We start from the raw sequence: 21,217 nt of genomic DNA on the forward strand, positions 1-21,217 counted from the left end.
CCGGGTCAGGTGACCATCCCGGGTCTGTCGGCGCTGACCGGCGCTTCGGACTTCAAGGGCTCCCTGGATGTGTACACCGGGGTGCTCAGCGAGTCCGGCGGGGGGATGACGCTCAAGGCGTGGGTGTCGGCGACCAAGGACGAGCTGGTCGTCGACGTGACCGGCGCCAACCCCAGCACCCAGCAGAGCGCGACGGTCAGCCTGTGGTCGGGGCGCAGTCCGCAGGCCGCGGTGTCCGGGGCCACCGGGACGCTGGCCGAGACCTGGGTGGACGGCTCCGAGGCCGGCCATTCGGGGCGGACCTTCGGGTCGCTGGCCGCGGTCACCGCCGGCGGCCGGAATGTGGCCTCCACCGTGGTCAGCTCCACCCAGGTGAGGACCACCTTCACCCCCAACACCGACGGCACCTTCCGGGTGATCGTGGGCGCACCCGCCTGGACCGGCGGCAACGCGGCCGGTACCGCGTCGGCGCTGCTGGGCTCGGACGCGACGGTGGCGGAGTCCTCGCTGCTGTCCACGCAGCAGTCCTGGTGGGCGAACTTCTGGGCGAACACCGGGGTGCTGGAGGCGAACTCCTCCGACGGGCAGGCGCAGTACATGGAGACGCTGCGCACGCTGTACCTGTTCATGGAGGCCGCCTCGATGCGCGGCACGATCCCGGGCAGCCAGGCCGGGGTGGCGGACATGTTCAACTTCGGGCAGGACCACCAGAACTGGACGCCGTCGGCGACGTGGCTGTGGAATCTGCGCACGCAGATCTCGGCCAACATGAGCAGCGGCAACTTCGCGCTGAACACCCCGATCTTCAATCTGTACCAGAACAACCTGTCGGCGATCGAGGCGTGGACCAAGCAGCAGATGGGCGGGCTGCCCGGGGCGTGCGTGCCCGAGGTGATGCGCTTCAACGGCAACGGCGGCGACCCCGGCGCGGGCGCCAACGCCGCGTGCAGCCAGCCCGGCAGCCCCAACTGGAACGCCCTGGACATCAGCTCCGGGCCCGAGATCAGCCTCTACGTCTGGCAGCAGTACCAGGACACCGGCGACCTGAACTTCCTGCGCACGTACTACCCGCTGATGAAGGACTCCGCGATATTCCTGCTGGCCTACCAGAAGGTCGGCAGCGACGGGAAACTCCACGCGGTCGCCAACGCCCACGAGACCCAGTGGGCCGTCCAGGACCCCACCACCGACCTCACCGCCGACTCCGCCCTCTTCCCCGTCGTCATCAAAGCCGCCCAACTGCTCAACACCGGTGACACGACGCTGATCAACCAGCTGAACACCGCGATCCCGCAGATCCCCGCCTGGGCGCGGACCGACTACGGCCGCACGCAGGTGCTGCCGGCCTCGGCGGACTCCTCGAACAACGACATCATCGCGTACTCGTACCAGCCCACCGCGCAGATCCGGAACAGCGAGAACATCGACCTGGAGCCGGTCTGGCCGTGGAACCTGATCACCGACGACCCGGGTTCGCTGCACGACCTGGCGGTGCGCAGCTACAACCACCGCGCGGTGACCGGCGGCAACGACTGGAGCATGGACGCCATCGACGCCGCCCGCCTCGGCCTGTCCAGTGAGGTCGCCGCGAGGCTGGTGTCCATCACCCAGAGCCACCAGGTCTACATCAACGGCCTGGCCGACCTGGGCAACACGGTGGGCACCGAGGCCTACATCGAGCAGGCCTCGGGTGTGGCCACCGCGCTGAACGAGGCGCTGGTGCAGGACTACGACGGGACGCTGCGGATCGCGCCGGCCTGGCCGGCCGGCTGGGACGCCAGCGGCACCGTGTCGGTGCAGGGCAACACCAAGGTCGACGTCCAGGTCCAGGGCGGCACCCCCGTCACCGTCGCCATCCAGGCCGGCTCCACCCAGACCATGAAGGTCAGAAACCCCTGGCCCGGCCAGTCCATCGAGGTCGTCAACGGCTCCAGCAACGCCGTCGTCGTCTCCCCGACCACCGCCGCCAGCATCAGCGTGCCCGTCACCTCCGGCACCTCCTACCTCGTCGAACGCACCGGCAGCCTGACCACCGCACTGCCCTACGCCCAGGTCACCGGCACCCCCGCCACCACCGCCCGCCACCTCGGCAACGTCCAGATCGGCCTCGACAGCACCGGCGGCGGCACCACCCCGCCCTCCGGCACCGTCATCTCCCTGCGCGCCCACGCCAACGGCGACTACGTCACCGCGGACAACGCCGGCGCCTCCCCCCTCATCGCCAACCGCACCGCCATCGGGCAGTGGGAGCAGTTCGACGAGATCGATCAGGGCGGCGGCTACATCGCCCTGCGCGCCCACGCCAACAACAAGTACGTCACCGCGGACAACGCCGGCGCCGCACCCCTGCTCGCCAAAGTCGACGCCGTCGGCACCTGGGAGCAGTTCCTGCTCGTCCACAACGGCGACGGCAGCATCAGCCTCCAGTCCCGGATCAACGGCGACTACGTCACCGCCGACAACGCCGGCGCCTCCCCGCTCATCGCCAACCGCACCGCCATCGGCCCCTGGGAGTCCTTCGACCTGATCAACGACTGATCAGGACCGATCAGGACTGATCAGGACTGATCAACAAGTGGTCGGCGACTGAGCCGTCCGGAACAGCGCGATCGGCATGCCGCGCCCGTGAAGTCGTTCACGGGCGCGGCATGTTGCGCAGATTGGACCGGGCCAGCTGCACCATCTTGCCGACCCCGCCGTCCAGCACCATCTTGCCCATCGACAGCGCGAAGCCGCCGATCTGCTCACCGGTGATCTTCGGCGGGATGGACAGCGCCGCCGGGTCGGTCACCACGTCCACCAGCGCCGGACCCTTGTGCCGGAAGGCGGCCCGCAGCGCGCCCCGCAGGTCCTTGGGCCGGTCCACCCGCTCACCCCAGGCGCCCGACGCGCGGGCGATCGCCGCGAAGTCCGGGTTCGTGTTGGCGGTGCCGTGCGCCGGCAGCCCCTCGACCATCATCTCCAACTCCACCATGCCCAAAGAGGAGTTGTTGAACAGCACGATCTTCACCGGGAGTTCGTACTGGACCAGGGTGAGGAAATCGCCCATCAGCATGGTGAAACCGCCGTCGCCGGACATCGACACCACCTGGCGGCCCCGGTCCAGGAACTGCGCCCCGATCGCCTGCGGCAGCGCGTTCGCCATCGAGCCGTGCGAGAACGAACCGATCACCCGGCGTTTGCCGTTGGGCGTCAGATAGCGCGCCGCCCACACATTACACATACCGGTGTCCACAGTGAACACCGCGTCGTCGTCGGCCTCTTCGTCGAGGACGAAGGCCACATACTCCGGGTGGATCGGCACATGCTTCTCGACATTGCGGGTGTACGCCCTCACGACGCCTTCCAGGGCGTCACTGTGCTTCTTCAACATCCGGTCCAGGAAGCGCCGGTCGGACTTCTCCCGCACCTTCGGCGTGAGGCAGCGCAGCGTCTCCGCCGCGTCGCCCCATACCGCGAGGTCCAATTTGGAGCGCCTGCCGAGGTGTTCGGGCCGCACATCGATCTGCACGATCGTCACGTCGTCCGGCAGGAAGGCGTTGTACGGGAAGTCGGTGCCCACCAGCATCAGCAGATCGCACTCGTGCATGGCCTCGTAGGCGGCGCCGTAACCGAGCAGTCCGCTCATCCCGACGTCGTACGGATTGTCGAACTGGATCCACTCCTTGCCGCGCAGGGCGTGCCCCACCGGGGACTTGACCCGCTCGGCGAAGGCCATCACCTCGTCGTGGGCGCCGGCCGTACCGCTGCCGCAGAACATCGTCACGCGTTCGGCGGCGTCCACCAGCCGGGCCAGTTCGTCGATCTCCGCGTCGCCGGGCCGAACGGTGGGCCGGCGGGTGACCAGGGCGTGCTCGAAGGAACGCGTCGGCGCCTCGGCGGCGGCGATGTCACCGGGCAGGCTGACCACCGCGACGCCGCCGCGGCCGACCGCGTGCTGGATCGCCGTCTGCAGCACCCGGGGCATCTGCCGGGCGTTGGCGATCAACTCGCTGTAGTGGCTGCATTCCTGGAACAACCGGTCCGGGTGCGTCTCCTGGAAGTAGGTGGTGCCGATCTCGCTGCTGGGGATGTGCGAGGCCAGGGCCAGCACCGGCGCCATCGAGCGGTGCGCGTCGTACAGGCCGTTGATCAGATGCAGGTTGCCGGGGCCGCAGGAGCCGGCGCAGGCCGCCAGCCGGCCGGTGAGCTGCGCCTCGGCGCCGGCCGCGAACGCGGCGGTCTCCTCGTGCCGTACGTGCACCCATTCGATGGAGCGGTTGCGGCGCACGGCGTCCACCACGGGGTTCAGACTGTCCCCCACCACCCCGTACAGGCGCCGCACGCCCGCGCGGACGAGGACGTCGATGAACTGCTCGGCGACGCTCTGCTTCGGCATGTACCCATCTCCGCACAGGGACGGGGGTCACGCATCCCGGGAGCGGTCAGGCGTCCCAGACGGTCACCGCCGTACGGTCGTCGGCATAGCCCTTGACCCGGGTCTGGGTGTCCGCGAGGTAGGCCGCCAGGCCCGGCACCTTCCCGGCGCCCCAGCGGGCGGCCAGATGCGCGGCCAACTCCGGCTCGCCCCGCAGCGGCTCCGCGAACCCCGCGCTGCACATCAGCAGCGCGTCACCCGGCTGGGCGACGGTGGCCCGAAAGCGGAAGGGCGCGGAGGTCTCGTCGGGCGCGAGGTCCAGATCCTGCCAGATCCCGTCCCTGATCCGGAACAGACCGCCCTCCCCCACCCCGAAGAACAGCCTGACCCTCGACTGCGGGTCGGCGGGCAGCAGCAGGCAGCGCAGCGACGCGGTGTACGTGCCCTCGTCCAGCCCCAGATCCTCACCGCGCGCCCGCAGCCTGCCGTAGCAGCGGTCGGTGAGCCGGTGCAGCCCCGACTTCAGCGAGCCCCGCCGCGCCGCCCGCAGATCGTCCGCGAGCCGCGCCCGGCTGCGCCCGACGGCCCCGGCGATCCAGCGCACCGTGTCCTGCGCGGCCCGGTGCGCGTCGTCCGCGGCGCGCGCGCCGCTGGCCATCGCGACCAGCAGCAGCGCGTCCTCGCCGGTCCCGAACCGCGCGGTCAGCAGGGCGTCCCGGCGCGGCTGCCCCCGGTAACGGGCGGAGTCCCCGCGGATCGCCGCGGTCCTGATCGTCAGCCGCCCGTACCGCGCCCCGTCCAGCACGGTGTCCGCGACCAGCCCGTCCAACGCCTCCGGGTCGGCCTCCGGCCACGCGGTCGGCTCCGCGCTGTACGTGGGCGGCCCGCCCCCGACCACCTCCGGGGTCCCGACGACCTCCCGCACCTCCCGCGCGGGCTCCCACCCGGGCGGCAACTCCGGCGGCGCCTCGGGCGCCCACCGCACCTCCCCTTCCGCGAACCCGGTCTCCCCCCACCCGGAACGCGTCCCCGGAGCGGACCCCGGCGGCCCGAACACCCCGAGCGGCACGATCTCGGCCGGAGCCGGCGACGCGGGCGCCGCGGCGCCCCCAAGACCGCCCGGCGGAACGACCTCGGCCCGGCGCACCGGCACGGGCGCATTCCCGGCACGCGGCGCGGGAGGGGGCAGGGGCTGGGGTACGGGCCGGGGAGCGGTATCGGCTGACGGCTCCGTTACGGCCTCGGGCAGCGGTACGGGCCGGGGGCCGGCCTCGGACGCGGGCTCAGGACCCACCATGTCCCCGGCAGCGGGGTCGGGGGCGTCGGCGGCTTCCGGTACGGGCTCCACCTGGGGCAGCGGTACGGCCTGAGGGCCACTGTCGGCAGCGGGCTCGGCGGCCACGGGTTCGGAGCCGTCAGCTGCCTCCCGTTCGGGCTCCGGCTCCGGCTCCGGTTGAGGCTCGGGCTCGGGCTCGGGCTCCGGCAGCGGCGCGGCCCAAGGAGCGCTGTCGGCGGCGGGCTCAGCGGGCTCGGCGGCCGCAGGCCGGATCTCAGCCGCGGGCTCAGGGCCGGGAACCGCCTTGGGGACGAATTCCGCCTGGGAAAGCGGTACGACCCGAGGGCCGCTGTCAGCTGCGGGCTCAGCGGGCTCAGTGACGCCGGGCCGGATCCCCGCTACGGGCTCAGGGGCGTCAGCCACCTCCGGTACGGGCTCAGCCCCGGGCAACGGCACAGCCCGAGGACCGCTGTCGGCCACGGGCTCCGGGCGCTCAACGGCCTCCGGTACCGGCTCGGGCTCGGGCTCGGGCTCGGGCTCGGGCTCGGGCGATCGTACGGCCCAGTGACCGGCATCGGACGCGGGCTCAGGACCCTCCATATCCGCCGCGGGCCCGGAATCGGCGATGGGCGCGGGCCCGGTGGCCGAAATGGGCTCCGTCGGAAGGGTGATGCGGGGGTCGGGCGGGAAGACAGGTCCGGCCTGGGGCGGTGCGGGGGCAGGCTCCGGGGTGAAGGGCTCGGCAGCGTCGGGTCGGGCGAAAGTCGGCTCGGTGGGAGGCGCCTCGGGAACGGCCGGCCCGCGGATGAAGGACCCGGGCGCCGCCGACTCACCAGGCGCCGGTTCGATGCGGGTCGCCTCGGCAGCCACCGGTCCCGCTGAGGCGGTCTCAGCCGGGGCGGACCCGTGCACGGCCGGTTCGTCGTCGGCCGGTTCGTCGGCAATCGACGCCGCAGCCCGCTCTGCGGCGGGCTTCACGGCAGGGGGCTGCGGCTCTCCGAACCATCCTCCGGTCCGCCGCGGCCTCGGCGAGGAGACCGCCTCCGCGCCGGCTTCCCGTGCCGCTACCGCCGGGCCGTCCGGTGCCGCCGACGGCGGCTCGGTGACCGTTCGCCCCGCCTGATCCCCACCCGGGTCGTCCCCCGCCGAGAGATCCTCCGCCGCAGGCGGCTCCGCGCTCGGCGGCCCCCACTGCTCGGCGGCGGGCGGAGCTGTCGGTGCCGAGGGCGTGGCGGCCGGGCGGCCCGGAGAGCGGGGGGCGACCCATGCCTCCCAGGGCTGGGTCGCGGGAGGCTCGTTCACCGGCCGGGCCGGCGCGGTCCCACGGCCGTAGGTCGGCTCGGCCGACCACGCGTCCCAAGGCCGCAGCTCTTCCTCCTCCGCCGACCGCGCGGCCTCCTCGGCGGAGGCCGCTTCGGGCTGCTCGGCCTGCTCGGTGTCGGGGAAGGTCGGCGGCGCGGACCAGGGGTCCCACGGCGAAGGCCCGGAGTCCCCTCTTCCCGTCTCCGGTCTCTCCTCCGGTCCGGCTGCGGGCCGCGGCGGAACGGAAGCGGGGGGTGCGCCGTGGACGGGCGGGGCCGTCCATCCGTCCCACGGCTCGAACCCTTCGGTGGGAGGCTCGGTGGGCTGTGCGGCGCCCGACTCGGGCCGTGCGGGGGCGGGTTCGTCCGAGGCGGAGGCCCGTACCTCCCCTGACCGTTCAGCCGGCTCCTGGCGCGCCGCGGGCGGTACGGGGGGCCGCGACGGCTGCGCCGACCGCGACCGTACATACGGCGAGAGCGGAGGCGGCGGCAGCGGGGGCGCGGGCGGTGGCACCGGAGGCGGCCCGGGCGGCGTGGCGGGGTCGGCGGGCGGCGCGTCCCGGGTGGGCCGGGGCCAGGAAGCCGGCGGCTGCGGCGCGGTCGGGCGCCGCAGGCGAAGCGTTTCGGGTCGCGGGGGCGGCGGCGGGGACACCGCGTCCAGCGCCGAGTCGAAGTGCGAGTCGACCGACTCGCCCCCGGGCCCGGCACCCGCGGCCCTACCGCCGGCGGCAGCCTCCTCGTCGTACAACTGCCCCCACCAGTCGTCCTCTTGACTCCCGTGCGCGTCGCCCTGCTGGCTCATGCCCTTATTGTCCACCGCCCGGACCGACGGGAAACGCGAATCTCCGCCCCGCCGCCCGTCCTCGCGTTCAGCACCGCTCCGGGCCGCGTGCGCGCCCGCTCCTCGACCCCGCTGATCACCCGCCCACGGCTGCCCCGGAGGCCGGGCACCCGGTAGAGGGGAAGATGACCTTGGCGGCTTACCGCCGTGGCTCTTCTCCGCCACATGTCCTCCGGCCGCCACCCCGCCCGCCCCGCGGAGCGGGCAGCGGAACGTCCGCCCGGCGCCCCGGCATCCGCCCGCCGCAGCGTGCACCGGCCCGGCGCCCCAGGCCGAGCGACCGGACATGCGCCCCCGCCCCCAAGCATCCGGCCCTCGCGGAGCGCACCGGCCGCCCGGCCGGTCACCGCAAAACCGGCCACCGCCGCGACCGCCACCCCGGACGCGCGCCCCGGCCGCACTTCCGGCAGGGTTGCCCTCATGGGGACGGCACAGGTGAGCCTGATCGGCGCGGTGATGCTGCTGGGCCTGGCCGGTGTGCCGGCCCCGGGCGTACCGGGAACGCTGCTGGTCTGGGGGGCCGTGCTGTGGTGGGCGACCCTGGAGCACACCAGCCTGACCTGGGGTGTGCTGGCCGGGGCCACCGGCCTGCTGGCGATCGCCCAGGTGATCGTCTGGCTGCTGCCCTCCCGCCGGATCCGCGAGTCGGGCGTGAGCCGACGGACCGTGTTCACCGCGACCGGGGTGGCAGTCGGCGCTTTCTGCGTCCTGCCGGTGGTGGGCGCGGTGCTGGGCTTCACCGGCACGATCTACGTCACCGAGCGCCTCCGGCTGGGCGGCCACCGCACGGCGTGGTCGGCGACCCGCCGGGTGATGCGTTCGGTGGGCGGCTCGGTCCTGGTGGAACTGCTGGCCTGCCTGGTGGTGGCGGGCGCCTGGCTGGGCGCGGTGATCGCCGGCTGAGGCGGCGCCCGCCCGAGGGGCCGGACGTGGTCGGACAAAAGGGCGCTGCCCGCCCGAAGGGCGGGACTCAGCCGTCCGGGTGACAGCCCACCGCAACCGGGAGCAACACAGAGAGCGCTCTCACACTCCAGCCCGTGACCGGATACGCTGTGCCTACCATTTTTCACCCCGGAATTTCTGTTATCCGCGCGCCGAGGAGCCCTCCGTGTCCGACCCGACCTTCGCGCCACGTCCCACCCTGGAGGCCGTCGCGGCGCGGGCCGGGGTCTCGCGGGCGACCGCGTCCCGCGTGGTCAACGGCAGTGAGGGGGTGCGGGCTCCGCTGGCCGAACGGGTCCGGCAGGCGGTGGACGAGCTGGGCTACGTGCCCAACCAGGCCGCCCGCACCCTGGTCACCCGGCGCAACGACGCCATCGCCGTGGTGGTCGCCGAGCCCGAGACCCGCTTCTTCACCGACCCCTTCTTCGCCCAGCAGGTGCGCGGCATCAGCCGGGAACTGACCGCGCACGACAACCAGTTGGTGCTGCTGCTGACCGAGGGCGCGGCGGATTACGGCCGGGTGGGCCGCTATCTGGCGGGCGGGCACGTGGACGGCGCGCTGATCTTCTCGCTGCACTCCGACGACTCGCTGCCGGTGATGGCCCGCAAGGCCGGGGTGCCGACGGTGATAGGCGGACGCCCCAGCTGGTCGGACGCCGACACGCTGTACGTCGACTGCGACAACCGGGGCGGCGCGCAGGTGGCGGTCCGTCATCTGCTGGGTCTCGGCCGGCGCCGTATCGCCCATATCGCCGGGCCGCTGGACCAGACCGCCTCGGTGGACCGGCTGGACGGCTACCGCGATGTGCTGCCGGATGTCGACCCCAAGCTCATCGCCGAGGGGGACTTCACCCCGGAGGGCGGCGCCCGGGCGATGGGGGAACTGCTGGACCACTGGCCGGATCTGGACGCGGTGTTCGCCGCGTCCGACGTGATGGCCTCGGGCGCCCTTCGAGTGCTGCGGAACCGGGGAATGCGGGTGCCGGAGGACGTGGCGGTGGTCGGCTTCGACGACATCACCTCGGTCGCCGACTGGACCGACCCGCCGCTGACCACGATCCGGCAGAACATCGAGGAGATGGGCCGGATGATGGCGCGGCTGCTGCTGCGCAGGCTGTCACCGCTGGCGGCGGTGGACGGCGCGCCGGCACTGTCACCGATCGTGACCGCGACCCAGTTGGTGGTACGGGCGTCGGCCTGAGGTACGGGGGCGGCAGGGCGGCCGTACGGTCATCCCTTCGCGCTCCGGCGGGGGTCGAGCCTCCGGATCCCTTCTGAAACCCCTTCATATTATCGAACTCGTCTCGTCGGTCCGTGGGTTGGAAACACCGCGCAACGGGAATGTCACGCTCGTGCAGCGAACGTGACGGTGCGGTGAAGGCCGCGCGCGAGGCGAGGAGGGTTCGGTATGGCCTACAGCGTCATTTTGGGCATTGTGATCGTCGCACTCGTGGTCGCCGGTGTCATCGGGTCTTTCTGGAGCGCGGGCAGCCCGATCGCGGTTCGACGCCGGCACGGCCGCGGTGGCGGGGCCGGATGACGCGCCCGATGACGGCGGGCGGCGTCCGCTGACCCGGCGTTCCCGATCAGCGGCGGCCGTCGAAGGGACCGACGACCGCCGCAGTTCAACGTACTGACGCCTCGTCAGTAGACGCGACCGTGGCGGTGGCCGCCGCCTCCGCCGCGCTTGCGCTCGTACATCTCCCGTCCGGCCGCGCTCCGTTGCTTCCACTCGCGCCGCATCTCCGCGCGCAGCCGCTGATCGGTGCGGGAGGCGATCCAGGTGTTCTCCCGCAGCAGCTTGCGGTAGCTCTCCAGCCGGCGGTGCGGCAAGGTGCCGTCCTCCAGCGCGGCGAGTACGGCGCAGCCGGGTTCCGTCTGGTGCGAGCAGTCGTGGAAGCGGCAGTTCCCGGCCAGCGCCTCGATCTCGGCGAACACCTGGCCGAGTCCGGACTCGGCGTCCCAGAGCCCGACCCCACGCAGCCCCGGCGTGTCGATCAGCACCCCGCCGCCGGGCATCGGCAGCAGATCCCGGGTGGTCGTGGTGTGCCGTCCCTTCCCGTCGGCGTCCCTGGTGGCGCGCACCTGCTGCGCCTCATGGCCCAGCATTGCGTTGGTCAAGGTGGACTTGCCCGCGCCGGACTGGCCGAGCAGCACCGCGCTCCCTCCGTCGAGCACCGCGGCCAGTACATCCAGCCCTTCCCCGTCCGCGGCGCTCACCACGACCACTTCCACGCCGGGCGCGGCGGCCTCGGCGTCGGCCAGCAGATGCGTGGTGTCGGGCACCAGATCCGCCTTGGTCAGCGCCACCACCGGCTGCGCCCCGCTCTCCCAGGCCAGCGACAGGAACCGTTCCAGCCGACCGAGGTCCAGCTCGGCGGCGAGCGAGACGCACACCACCACATGATCGAGATTGGCGGCCAGCACCTGCCCCTCCGACCGCTTCGACGACGTCGACCGTACGAACGCGGTCCTGCGCGGCAGCAGTTTCCGCACGAACCGCGGATCGCTCCCTTCGGGGTCGACCGCGGCCCAGTCGCCCGTGCAGACGATCCGCAGGGGATCGGACGGCATCACCAGCGCGGTGTCCGCCCGCACCGTCCCGGCCGCGGTGAACACGTCGCACATGTTCCGATCCACCCGTACCACCCGCCCGGGCATCAGCCCCCGCGCGGCGTACGGCTCGAACTCCGCCTCCCACACGTCGTCCCACCCGTAGGGGACGAGGGCGTGCGAGGAGGCCGAGAGAAATGAGAAAGACAAGGGAAACCCTTCGAACAGGGCCCCGGCGGCGCGCGCGTTCAGGCGCGGCGGAGAAGAGGAGTCAGCCGGAGACCACGGAGATGAACGGCACGATCAGCTGAAAGCGGGCAGCGCCCATCACATAAACAGCCATCGGTCACACCTCCCTGGCAACACTCACGAGCCGACCCGGGCAGCCGACAGGGCGCCCGGACGAACACCACGGACGATAGCGGCCCGGACGTGGGCGCGCCACCGGATTAAAGGGCCCGGAAGAATCCGGAAGAATCCGCAGGGGCCCTGCTCAGGGAATCGGCCGCGGCTCGGCGGGCGGGCCGGCGGTGCCCGGGGCGGCCAGCGGCGGGGCCGCGTCTCCCGTGGCGGCGGGAAGCGGCTGCCGGAGGGGGAAGTGGCAGGCGGCGACATGCCCTTCGCCGAAGGAGCGCAGGGCCGGCTCCTCCCGCGCGCAGCGCTCGCGGGCCAGCGGGCAGCGGGTCCGGAAGCGGCAGCCCGAGGGCGGGGACAGCGGGCTGGGCAGTTCGCCGCCGACCCCGGCTCCGCTCTTGGCCCGCTCCACTCGCGGGTCCGGTACCGGGACGGCCTCCAGCAGTCCGGCGGTATAGGGGTGGGCGGCCCGCAGCTGGATGTCGTCGGCGCTGCCGGTCTCGACCAGCCGGCCCAGGTACATCACGCCGATCCGGTCGGCGAGGTAGCGGACCACCGCGAGGTCGTGCGAGATGACGACGTAGGACAGGCCGTGCGACGCCTGGAGGCGCTTCATCAGGTTGAGCACCTGGGCCCGGACCGAGACGTCCAGCGCGGAGACCGGCTCGTCGGCGACGATCAGCTTGGGGGTGAGGGCCAGCGCCCGGGCGAGCCCGACGCGCTGGCGCTGACCGCCGGAGAACTCGTGTGGGAAGAGCTCCAGGCTCCGCTCGGGCAGGCCGACCTCGGCGAGCAGTTCGGCGACCCTGGCCTTCTGCTCGCGGGCGGTGCCGATGCCCTGGATCCGCAGCGGTTCGCGCAGGATGCCGCCGACCCGCATACGGGGGTCGAGGGAGGAGAAGGGGTCCTGGAAGACCATCTGGAGGTCGCGGCGGTGGCGGCGCAGTTCCCGTCCGCGCAGGCCGCCGATGTCGGTGCCGTCCAGGGTGACCGTACCGGCGTCGGGCCGGTCCAGGCCGACCAGCAGCCGGCCGAGGGTGGTCTTGCCGCAACCCGACTCGCCCACCAGGCCGAAGGTCTCGCCGGGCCCGACCGTGAAGGAGACGTCGGACACGGCGTGCACCACCCGCCGGCCGCTGCCGGGCAGCCGGCCACCGCGGACCGGGAACTCCCGGACCAGGCCGCGCGCTTCGAGCAGCGGCCCGCCCGGGCGCTGCGCCCTCGCCGCGGCGGGGCGCCGGACCGGCGGGCTCAGCTCCGGTGTCAGCGGGCCGTCGGTCGGGTGCCAGCAGGCGTATTGGTGGCTGTCCGAGCCGGTGAGCGGCGGTTCCTCGGTGCGGCAGCGGTCGGTGGCGTACGAGCAGCGGTCGGCGAAGCGGCAGCCGGTGGGCGGGGCAGTGAGGTCCGGCGGCAGCCCCGGGATGGTGGGGAGCTGCCGGGCGGGATCCTGGGTGAGCCGCGGCACGGAGGCCAGCAGGCTCTGGGTGTACGGGTGGCGCATGCCGCGGAAGAGCCGGTCGGTGTCGGCGCTCTCCGCGATCCGTCCGGCGTACATGACATTGACCCGGTCGGCCTGCCCCGCGGTGACGCCCATGTCGTGGGTGATCAGGATCATCGCCATGCCGAGCCGGGTCCGCAGGTCGGCCAGCAGGTCGAGGATCTGCGCCTGGATGGTGACGTCCAGCGCGGTGGTGGGCTCGTCGGCGATCAGCACCCGGGGCTCGTTGGCCAGTGCCATGCCGATCAGCACCCGCTGGCGCAGACCGCCGGACAGCTGGTGCGGGTAGTCGGCCAGCCGCTCGCGGGGATGCGGCAGGCCGACCAGCCCGAGCACTTCGGCGGCCCGGTCGGCTGCCTCGCGCCGGGTGCAGCCGCGGTGCAGCCGGACGGGCTCGGCGACCTGGTGACCGATGGTCTTGGTGGGGTCCAGGGAGGTCATGGGGTCCTGGAAGACCATCGCGATGTCGTTGCCGCGCACCTTCCGCAGCTCGCGCTCCGGCAGTCCGACCAGCTCGCGCCCGTCGAGCATCACCGAAGAGCCGCCGGCCAGCGCGCCGCCGGGCGGCAGCAGGCCCATCAGGGACAGCCCGGTCATGGACTTGCCGCAGCCGGACTCGCCGACCAGGCCGAGGGTCTGCCCGGCCTCCAGGGTGAAGGACACGTCCTCGACGGCCCGTACGGTGCCGCGGCTGGTTCTGATGCGGGTGGTGAGGTTCCGTACGTCGAGCAGGGGAGGCATACCGTTCCTCGGTCTCGTCGCCGTCGTTGTCGCCTCGGCAGCTGGCAGCGGTGCGGATCAGGGCGCGGCCACGGCCCCGGTTCGCCGGCCTGGACACGGTCACGGGCGTCGCAGGCGGACGTCCAGCGCGTCGTGGACGGCGTCACCGATCAGGTTGAAGGCGACCACGGTGACGACGAGGATCGCCGCGGGCGGGTACACCAGCCACCAGTAGCCGTCGTAGAGGTAGTTGAGGCCGTTGGAGAGCATGGTGCCCCAGTCGGCGTGCGGCGGCGGCAGCCCGAGCCCGAGGAAGCTGAGCGTCGACAGGGTGAGGATGGAGTCGGCGACGGTGAAGGTGGCGCTGACGATGATGACGCCGGCCGCGTTCGGCACCAGATGGCGCAGCACCACGCGCCGGCCGGTGCCGCCCATCATCCGCGCCGCCTGGACGAACTCCCGGGTGCGCAGGGTCAGTACCTCGCCCCTGACCAGCCGCGCCGCCGCGAGCCAGGACAGCAGCGAGAGCAGCAGGACGATCATCCAGAGGCTGGGCGTGAACATGGTGACCATGATCAGCAGCAGGACCAGGCCGGGGATGGCGATGAGCGTGTCGATCACCCGCATCATGACCGCGTCGACGATGCCGCCCGCGTAGCCGGCGACGGCGCCGTAGAGGGTCCCGATCACGGTGGTGGCGACGGCCACCGCGAAGCCGAGTTCCAGCGACGACTGCCCGCCGGTCATCAGCCGGCCCAGCACGTCGTACCCGGAGGCGTCGGTGCCGAGCGGGTGCGCGCCGCCGGGCGGCAGTTCCTCGATGTCCAGCCGTACGGTGACCTGGTCGGTCCGGTACAGCAGCGGTCCGAGGAAGCAGAAGGCGGCGATGACGGCGACCATTCCGATCCCGACGAGCGCCCGCCGGTTGCGCAGGAAGGCCGCCGCGAGCAGCCGCCCGGAGCCCCACCGGGCCCCCGGTGTGCCCGGCGTGCCCGCATGCGGCGGTCCGGCCGCCGCCCGTCCGGTGTCATGCGTGGTCATAGCGGATCCGGGGGTCGAGGAGGCTGTAGGCGATGTCGGCGACGAGGCTGCCGATCACGGTGGCCACGCCGACCACCAGGGTCGAGCCGAGCAGGATCGGATAGTCCTTGCTGGTGGCCGCCTGGAAGAACAGCAGCCCCATGCCCGGGTAGTTGAACACCGACTCGGCGATCACCGCGCCGGTGACGATGCCCGGGGCCATCAGCCCCAGCACGGTGATGACCGGCAGCAGCGAGTTGCGCAGCACGTGCCGGGACAGCACCAGCCGGTCGGGCAGCCCTTTGGCGCGCGCCACCAGAACGTAGTCCTGGGCAAGGGTGTTGATGGCCGAGGACCGCATGTAGCGGCTGAAGCCGGCCACGCTGACCAGGGTCAGCGTGGCCACCGGCAGCACCAGCGCCCGCGGATCGCCCAGGATACCGGCCACCGACTCGGCCTGCGGCGCCTGGGAGGGCAGCAGGTGCAGCTGTACGGAGAACAGCGCGATCAGCAGCAGCGCGAAGAAGAAGTCCGGCATGGAGTACAGCACGAAGGCGATGACGGTGAAGGCGTGGTCCTCCACCCGGTCCCGCCGCACCGCCTGGTAGATCCCCATCGGCAGGGCGACCGCCAGCGCGGTCAGGGTGGACAGCCCGAGCAGCACGGCGTCGCGCGGCAGGCGCTGCGCGATCAGCGTGGAGACCGGCTGGTGCAGTTGGTAGGAGGTGCCGAAGTCGCCTTCCCCCGCCTGCTTCACGAAGGTCACGAACTGCGCTGCCAGCGGCCGGTCCAGGCCGTTGGCAGCGTCGAACACCGCGATCCGCTCCGAGTTGGCCTTCATCCCGAGGGTGGCCCTGGCGGCGCTGCCCGGCTCCAGGTGGATCAGCAGGAAGGTCACCACCATGACGCCGAGCACCACCACGAGCGCCTGGCCGGTCCTGCGCACGAGATAGGTCGTCACCGCGGGTCCGTCATGAGGTGTAGTACCAGTCCTCGTAGTTGAGCCCGCCGGTGAAGGGGTTGAGCGGGACGACGCCCCGCAGCTTCGTCCGGTAGACCAGGATGCTGCTGCGCAGCGGCACCCAGAGCCAGGGCAGTTGACGGGCTGCGTAGTCCTCGTAGTCGAAGAACGCCTGGGTGGAGGAGCCGTACTCGGTGGCCTGGATCAGCCGGTCCATCGTCGGGTCGGAGTAGCCGCCGGAGTTGTTGGAGCCGCCGGTGTCGAAGAACCCGGCGCCGTTCGGGTAGAGCGCGTACGGGCTGTAGCCGAAGTTCACCAGCTGCCAGCCGCAGCTCGCCGCCGGATGGGACGCGGCGGTGCAGGTCCCGATCTGGGCGATCAGGGTGTTGAACGGCTCCGCCTTGAGGTCGAAGGTGATGCCGGCGGCGGCCTCCGAGGACTTGATGGCGGCGTTCTGCTCGTCGGTGGTGGTCCGGCCCGAGGAGTAGAGGAGCTTGAAGGTCAGCGGCTGGCCGGCGGTGATCCCGGCGCCGCACTGGGAGGGGCCGGTGCCCGGGTGCTGGCAGGTCGACGCGCCGCCCGGCGCCACCTTCCAGCCGTGGGCCAGCAGCAGCGCCTTGGCCTTGTCCGGCGAGTACGGGTACGGCCCGCCCGCCTTCTCCAGCGCCGAGGCCCACGACCCCTGGGCCTTGACCGGCACCGGTCCGTTGCCCGGATCGGCGTAGCCGTTGTAGACCTTGGCGGCGATCTGCTGACGGTCGATCAGATACTCGATGGCCTGGCGGATGTACAGCTGGCGCACCAGTGGTCCGGTGCTGGTGTTGTAGAAGTTCGGCATGATGTCGGACACGCCCGGGATGGGGACGCTGGCGATCGAGTAGCCGCTCGACCGCAGGGCCTCCGCCTGCTTGATGTCGTTCAGCGGCAGTCCGGCCACGTCCAGGGAGCCGCCCGAGCGCAGGGCGTTGATCTCGGGGGTGTCCGAGGTGAAGGGCGATACGACCAGCTTGTCGATGGCCGGCTTCGCGGAGCCGGAGTACGCCGTGTTGGGTACGTAGCTGTAGTAGCCGTTGGTCCGGAACTCGGCGAGTTTCCAGGGACCGTCGACCACTTGCCACAGCGGGTCGGAGGCGAAGCCGGCCATCTTGGCGCCCCGCCCCTGGAGGAAGGAGTAGACCGCCTTCGCGCCCGCGGTGGTCGTGTCGTTGTCGCCGACCGGGCCGGCATCGGAGGTCTTGTCCCAGGCGTGCTGGGGCAGCAGCGGGATGGTGCTGAGGACGTCGTCGGTGTAGAAGTCCGGGTTGTAGGCCTTGGTCAGGTCCAGTACCACCGTGTGGGCGTCGGGGGTGGCGACCTCGGAGACGTCGTCGGGGAACAACCCCGCGATGTGCGCTGCCCAGTTGGTGGCGTTCGCCTTCAGCAGGTTGTAGACGAAGGTGAAGTCGCGGCTGGTGATCGGCTTGCCGTCCGACCAGTTCCAGTCCTTGAGGCGGATGGTGATCCGCCGGTTGCCGTTGGAGTAGTCGAGGGAGGAGAACAGGCTCTTCTCCTTGTTCACCTCCGACGCGGCGCCGTCGCCCGCGTACACCAGGTACGGCCACAGGCCCTGCGTCAGATTGACGTTGTAGCCGTTCTGATTCGTCGCCGGGACCAGCGGGAAGATGAAGTCGGGTGATGCCCCGACCTCGGCGACGGTGACCGTCCCGCCCTTCTTCACCGGGCCCTGGGAGCTGCTGGCGCTCTGGCCGTCGGCGATCGGGCCGTGACCGCCGCCCGTGCACGCCGCGGCGGCCATGGCCAGCACCACCCCGAGGACGGCGGCCCTCGTTCCCCGGACAGCGCGCATGCGCCCGATCACTCTCCCCGCTCCCATGACACCACTCCCAAACGCGCCATAGCCGCGCGTACTAGTCAGGTACACGACAACGTGCTCCCGGGATCTACCCGCCGCCCGGGCGGTCCACGCCCGGGATCCGTCATCTTTGGATCAACAATCAGCTTGAGGCGTGATTGTTGCGGCGGTACTGCGGCAACATGTCACCGCGAACGGGTGGGAACAGAGGGTCTGAAGGGATCGGGCATCACCGGAACTATCGGGCGCCCACCAGGACTTCGGCCGCGGCGACGCCGGACGCGGCGGTCGCGCCGTGGGTGAAGATCCGGACCGCGCCCGCCGTGGAGTCGCCCGGCAGGCCCATCTCCACCACGATCGCGTCCGGGCGGACCCGGGCGAGGTCGGCGAGGGCGCGGCCCATCCACTTGTTACGGGTCGCGTCCCGGACCACGATGACCATCGGACGCCCGGAGGCGGGCGCCAGGGCGTACTCCTCCAGGATGGCGGGGCGGGCCAGCAGCTGCTGGTGGTGGACGCGGACGAAGGTGGTGCCGGGGAGCCGCTCGCGCAGCGGAAGGGCGACGCCCCACGGCGTCTCCTTGCCGATGGCCAGGTTGGTGGACGGCACCAGCTCCACCACGTGCGGCGCGGCGGCCAGCGGGAGCACGTCGTCCGCCGGGCCGCTGAGGCGGATCGCCCGGCGGGCGGCGACGAAGCCGATGTCGCCGCGGATCGGGTTCACCGGCACCGCCCGGGCCAGTGAGGTCGACCAGTCGGCGAACGCCCGGACCTGGTCGGAGGCCTCGATCAGGCGTGCCTCGGTGAGTTCGCCGGACTGCACGGCGCGGGTGAGCGCGCCCGCGAGGAGGCCGACCACGCCCTCCTCGGCGTTCTCGCCGCCCACGCACACCGCGTCGGCGCCCGCGACCACGGCCTTCACCGTGGCGCCGTCGATGCCGTAGCGGTCGGTCACCGCGCCCATCTCGATCGCGTCGGTGACGATCAGCCCGTCGAAGCCGAGTTCCTTGCGCAGCAGGCCGTTGAGGATGCGGCTGCTGAGGGTGGCCGGAAGATGCGGGTCATAGGCAGGCACCAGGAGATGCCCGCTCATGACGGCCCGTACGCCCGCGTCCAGGGCCGCCCGGAAGGGGGGCAGTGCCTGCGCGGCGATGGTCTCGATGTCGGCGTCGTAACTGGGCAGTCCGTGGTGGGAGTCGATCGCGACGTCGCCGTGTCCCGGGAAGTGCTTCGCGCAGGCGGCGACGCCCGCCGACTGCAGTCCGCGGACCCACGCGCCGGCGTGCCGTGCCACCAGGCCGGGGTCGACGCCGAAGGACCTGACGCCGATGATCGGGTTGTCCGGGTTGGAGTTGACGTCCACGCTGGGCGCGTAGTTGAGGCTCACCCCCACCGCGTGCAGCTGGCCGCCCAGATCGCGGGAGACCGCTGCGGTGAGTTCGGCGTCGTCGACCGCGCCGAGCGCGAAGTTGCCGGGCCGGGTGGAACCCGTGGAGGACTCAATACGGGTGACATCACCCGCCTCCTCGTCGATGGCCACGATCAACGACGGATTCTCGGAGCGCAGTTGGGCGGTCAGCCGGGCGACCTGCTCGGACGAGACGATGTTGCGGGAGAAGAGCACCACGGATGACAGGCCCTCATTGATGGCCCGCAGTATCCAGTCGGGCGCCTCCGTGCCCACAAAACCCGGTTGCAGGACGGAGAGTGCGAGTCGTCGCAACTCCTCGCTTCGCTTGCTGGAGGAGGACATCAGCTGGGGGCCTTCCACGTAGAGCCAACGCATTGATCGCGCCCGGGCGATCATTGGTACAGACCAACGGATACTGACTCAGCCCGATCTGCGGTGTCAAGAGCCGTCTTCTCCGGCTCCGGTCCGGTACGCACCGGCCACGTTGCGCACACACCCGCGGCGCCGCTACTAATGACAGCGAGTCACCCGCGGTAAGGAACAGATTGCATGCGGCAACGAAATTGCCCGCACGGCCTCGGCGCCACTGACCACCGCCATCGAAAAAGCGCAGAAAATACTCCTTCTACGTAAGCTCCCCATCGCCGACACAATGTGAACCAATGAGCCACGCCGACGACTCGGGCAGCCGCTCCGCCAACTGCGCATTTGACAGGGAGAGTTGGTCTAGTCCACTTTAGGACGACGCGAGTTCAGCGAGCGACAAGCGCGGCGTGGCGCCGAGGCGGAAGAGCAAGCTGGCCGGCGGAGCCCACAGGGAACCGATTGGCATGACCGGGCGGATCCGTGAGCCCCACCACCAGGTGCCCGTCCGACCTGGCGACACCCCCCATTGCCGAGCGTATTTGCTCGCGCACCGACAGCAGCGCACGACGCGACCGTGCGCCGCGTCGGCACCGCAATGGATTTCGCCCGGAACCCGATCTCGGCGCTGGATGCGGTCGTCGGCCCCCCACGGCCGGTCCGTCCCCACCGAGGGACAACTCCGCGGTGATCCGCTCATGAACACCGGAACACTGGAGCGACTGTTTTGCTGGCGCCCAATCGTCCTTACCGAGCCTCGTCGGAACTCCCGTACTTCAGCTCGGACGGCGACACCTATCTCGCACCGACACCGCTGCGGAGTCTGCGCAAGACCCAAAAGCTCCGGGTGCTGTCCGAAGCGGACTTCGCCTTCTGGCAGAAGTACGGCTATGTCGTGGTGGAGCAGGCGATCCCCGCCCTGGCGGCGGAAGAACTGCTCGAATTCGCCTGGGACTTCCAGGGGCTCGACCCGGACCGCCCGGACACCTGGTACGAGGAGCGGGAGTTCCGCTCGGACCTGGACCGCGAACTGCACATCTACGGCTTCGTCGAGGCCTACCACCACCAGCTCATGTGGGACAGCCGCCAGACGCAGCGGGTCTACGACGCGTTCGTCGACGTATGGGACTGCGAGGAGCTGTGGGTCACCCAGGACCGCCTCAACCTCAATCCGCCCAACGTCAGGAACCGCGACCGCGCCCTGATCGCCCCGACCGAGCGCGGCTTCGACATCCGGCTGCACTGGGACATCGACACCACGCTCGACGTCCTGCCGCAGCGCGTCCAGGGGATCATCGCGCTGAACGACACCAAGCCGGACCAGGGCGGTTTCCAGTGCGCGCCCGATCTCTTCCACCGGTTCGAGGAATGGAAGGCACTCCAGCCGGCCGACCGGGACCCGATACGTCCCAACACCGACCCGGCCGAATTCCCCGTCGTACGCCCGGACCTCAAGGCCGGTGACCTGCTGATCTGGAACGGCGCGCTGGCGCACGGAGTGGCACCGAACACCTCCGCGAGCGGGGTGCGGGCCGCGCAGTACCTCTCCATGATGCCGGCGCTGGAATCGCACCGCGAACTGCGCCGCTCCCGCGTCGAATCATGGCGGACCCTCAGCACGCCCGAGTGGAACAAGACCCTGGTCGGCGACGCCACCCGGCACGAGTCCCTCCGGTACGGCCCCGCCACGCTGACCGAGCTGGGCGCGAAGCTGCTGGGCCTCGAATCCTGGAACACATGGAACCTCGAACAGGTGACCGGGGAGTAG

Annotated in this window: 13 protein-coding genes; 5 read left to right on the top strand and 8 right to left on the bottom strand. The window is 71.7% G+C overall.

Features of this window, described 5'->3' with window-relative positions; all coding sequences use genetic code 11:
- The coding region (locus ACFO3J_RS25740) for a hypothetical protein (RefSeq protein ID WP_386433780.1) at positions 1–2,538 on the top strand (2,538 nt) is incomplete at its 5' end.
- A 97-nt stretch (positions 2,539–2,635) separates the two neighbouring features.
- On the opposite strand, the gene ACFO3J_RS25745 is transcribed toward ACFO3J_RS25740, so the two are convergent.
- A complete protein-coding gene (locus ACFO3J_RS25745; RefSeq protein WP_386433783.1) occupies positions 2,636–4,378 on the bottom strand; it encodes a pyruvate dehydrogenase in 1,743 nt (580 codons plus the stop codon).
- A gap of 46 nt (positions 4,379–4,424) precedes the next feature.
- Positions 4,425–5,342 carry a protein phosphatase 2C domain-containing protein gene (locus ACFO3J_RS25750; protein ID WP_386433784.1) on the bottom strand — a complete coding sequence of 306 codons (918 nt, stop codon included), beginning with the start codon at positions 5,340–5,342 and terminating at the stop codon, positions 4,425–4,427.
- A gap of 2,853 nt (positions 5,343–8,195) precedes the next feature.
- Between ACFO3J_RS25750 and ACFO3J_RS25755 the strand changes: the two genes are divergently transcribed.
- From ACFO3J_RS25755 to ACFO3J_RS25765, 3 genes are all read left to right on the top strand, one after another.
- Positions 8,196–8,678 (top strand): DUF456 domain-containing protein, encoded by a 483-nt coding sequence (locus tag ACFO3J_RS25755; RefSeq protein ID WP_386433787.1) that lies wholly within the window; start codon positions 8,196–8,198, stop codon positions 8,676–8,678.
- A gap of 205 nt (positions 8,679–8,883) precedes the next feature.
- Complete coding sequence (locus ACFO3J_RS25760) at positions 8,884–9,918, top strand: LacI family DNA-binding transcriptional regulator (protein ID WP_386433790.1); 1,035 nt, start codon at positions 8,884–8,886, stop codon at positions 9,916–9,918.
- A gap of 207 nt (positions 9,919–10,125) precedes the next feature.
- The gene (locus ACFO3J_RS25765; protein ID WP_386433793.1) at positions 10,126–10,257 is read left to right on the top strand and encodes a hypothetical protein; all 132 of its coding nucleotides are present in this window, start codon (positions 10,126–10,128) and stop codon (positions 10,255–10,257) included.
- 104 nt (positions 10,258–10,361) lie between these two features.
- On the opposite strand, the gene rsgA is transcribed toward ACFO3J_RS25765, so the two are convergent.
- The 6 genes from rsgA to ACFO3J_RS25795 form a co-directional block, all read right to left on the bottom strand.
- Positions 10,362–11,480: a ribosome small subunit-dependent GTPase A gene (rsgA, locus tag ACFO3J_RS25770; protein WP_386433796.1), complete on the bottom strand. Its 1,119-nt coding sequence runs from the start codon at positions 11,478–11,480 to the stop codon at positions 10,362–10,364.
- 283 nt (positions 11,481–11,763) lie between these two features.
- On the bottom strand, positions 11,764–13,863 hold the full coding sequence (locus tag ACFO3J_RS25775) for an ABC transporter ATP-binding protein (RefSeq protein ID WP_386433798.1): 2,100 nt from the start codon (positions 13,861–13,863) through the stop codon (positions 11,764–11,766).
- Between the two features lie 99 nt (positions 13,864–13,962).
- A complete protein-coding gene (locus ACFO3J_RS25780) occupies positions 13,963–14,883 on the bottom strand; it encodes an ABC transporter permease (RefSeq protein WP_386433801.1) in 921 nt (306 codons plus the stop codon).
- Positions 14,870–15,823: an ABC transporter permease gene (locus ACFO3J_RS25785; protein WP_386433803.1), complete on the bottom strand. Its 954-nt coding sequence runs from the start codon at positions 15,821–15,823 to the stop codon at positions 14,870–14,872. Before ACFO3J_RS25785 ends, ACFO3J_RS25780 begins: the two co-directional genes overlap by 14 nt.
- Positions 15,824–15,833: 10 nt before the next feature.
- Positions 15,834–17,669, bottom strand: coding sequence for a peptide ABC transporter substrate-binding protein (locus ACFO3J_RS25790; RefSeq protein WP_386433805.1), 1,836 nt, complete (start codon positions 17,667–17,669; stop codon positions 15,834–15,836).
- A 244-nt stretch (positions 17,670–17,913) separates the two neighbouring features.
- On the bottom strand, positions 17,914–19,461 hold the full coding sequence (locus tag ACFO3J_RS25795) for a glycoside hydrolase family 3 protein (RefSeq protein ID WP_386433808.1): 1,548 nt from the start codon (positions 19,459–19,461) through the stop codon (positions 17,914–17,916).
- 715 nt (positions 19,462–20,176) lie between these two features.
- On the opposite strand from ACFO3J_RS25795, the gene ACFO3J_RS25800 reads away from it, so the two are divergent.
- Positions 20,177–21,217: a phytanoyl-CoA dioxygenase family protein gene (locus ACFO3J_RS25800; RefSeq protein WP_386433811.1), complete on the top strand. Its 1,041-nt coding sequence runs from the start codon at positions 20,177–20,179 to the stop codon at positions 21,215–21,217.

It is taken from the genome of Streptomyces polygonati (assembly GCF_042650325.1).
GTDB classification, from domain to species: domain Bacteria; phylum Actinomycetota; class Actinomycetes; order Streptomycetales; family Streptomycetaceae; genus Actinacidiphila; species Actinacidiphila polygonati.

What these genes read in the sequence shown, in the direction of transcription:
- ACFO3J_RS25745 (WP_386433783.1), bottom strand. Translation starts at nt 4,378, where the DNA reads ATGCCGAAGCAGAGCGTCGCCGAGCAGTTCATCGACGTCCTCGTCCGC.
- ACFO3J_RS25755 (WP_386433787.1), top strand. Translation starts at nt 8,196, where the DNA reads ATGGGGACGGCACAGGTGAGCCTGATCGGCGCGGTGATGCTGCTGGGC.
- ACFO3J_RS25765 (WP_386433793.1), top strand. Translation starts at nt 10,126, where the DNA reads ATGGCCTACAGCGTCATTTTGGGCATTGTGATCGTCGCACTCGTGGTC.
- ACFO3J_RS25775 (WP_386433798.1), bottom strand. Translation starts at nt 13,863, where the DNA reads ATGCCTCCCCTGCTCGACGTACGGAACCTCACCACCCGCATCAGAACC.
- ACFO3J_RS25780 (WP_386433801.1), bottom strand. Translation starts at nt 14,883, where the DNA reads ATGACCACGCATGACACCGGACGGGCGGCGGCCGGACCGCCGCATGCG.
- ACFO3J_RS25790 (WP_386433805.1), bottom strand. Translation starts at nt 17,669, where the DNA reads ATGCGCGCTGTCCGGGGAACGAGGGCCGCCGTCCTCGGGGTGGTGCTG.
- ACFO3J_RS25795 (WP_386433808.1), bottom strand. Translation starts at nt 19,461, where the DNA reads ATGCGTTGGCTCTACGTGGAAGGCCCCCAGCTGATGTCCTCCTCCAGC.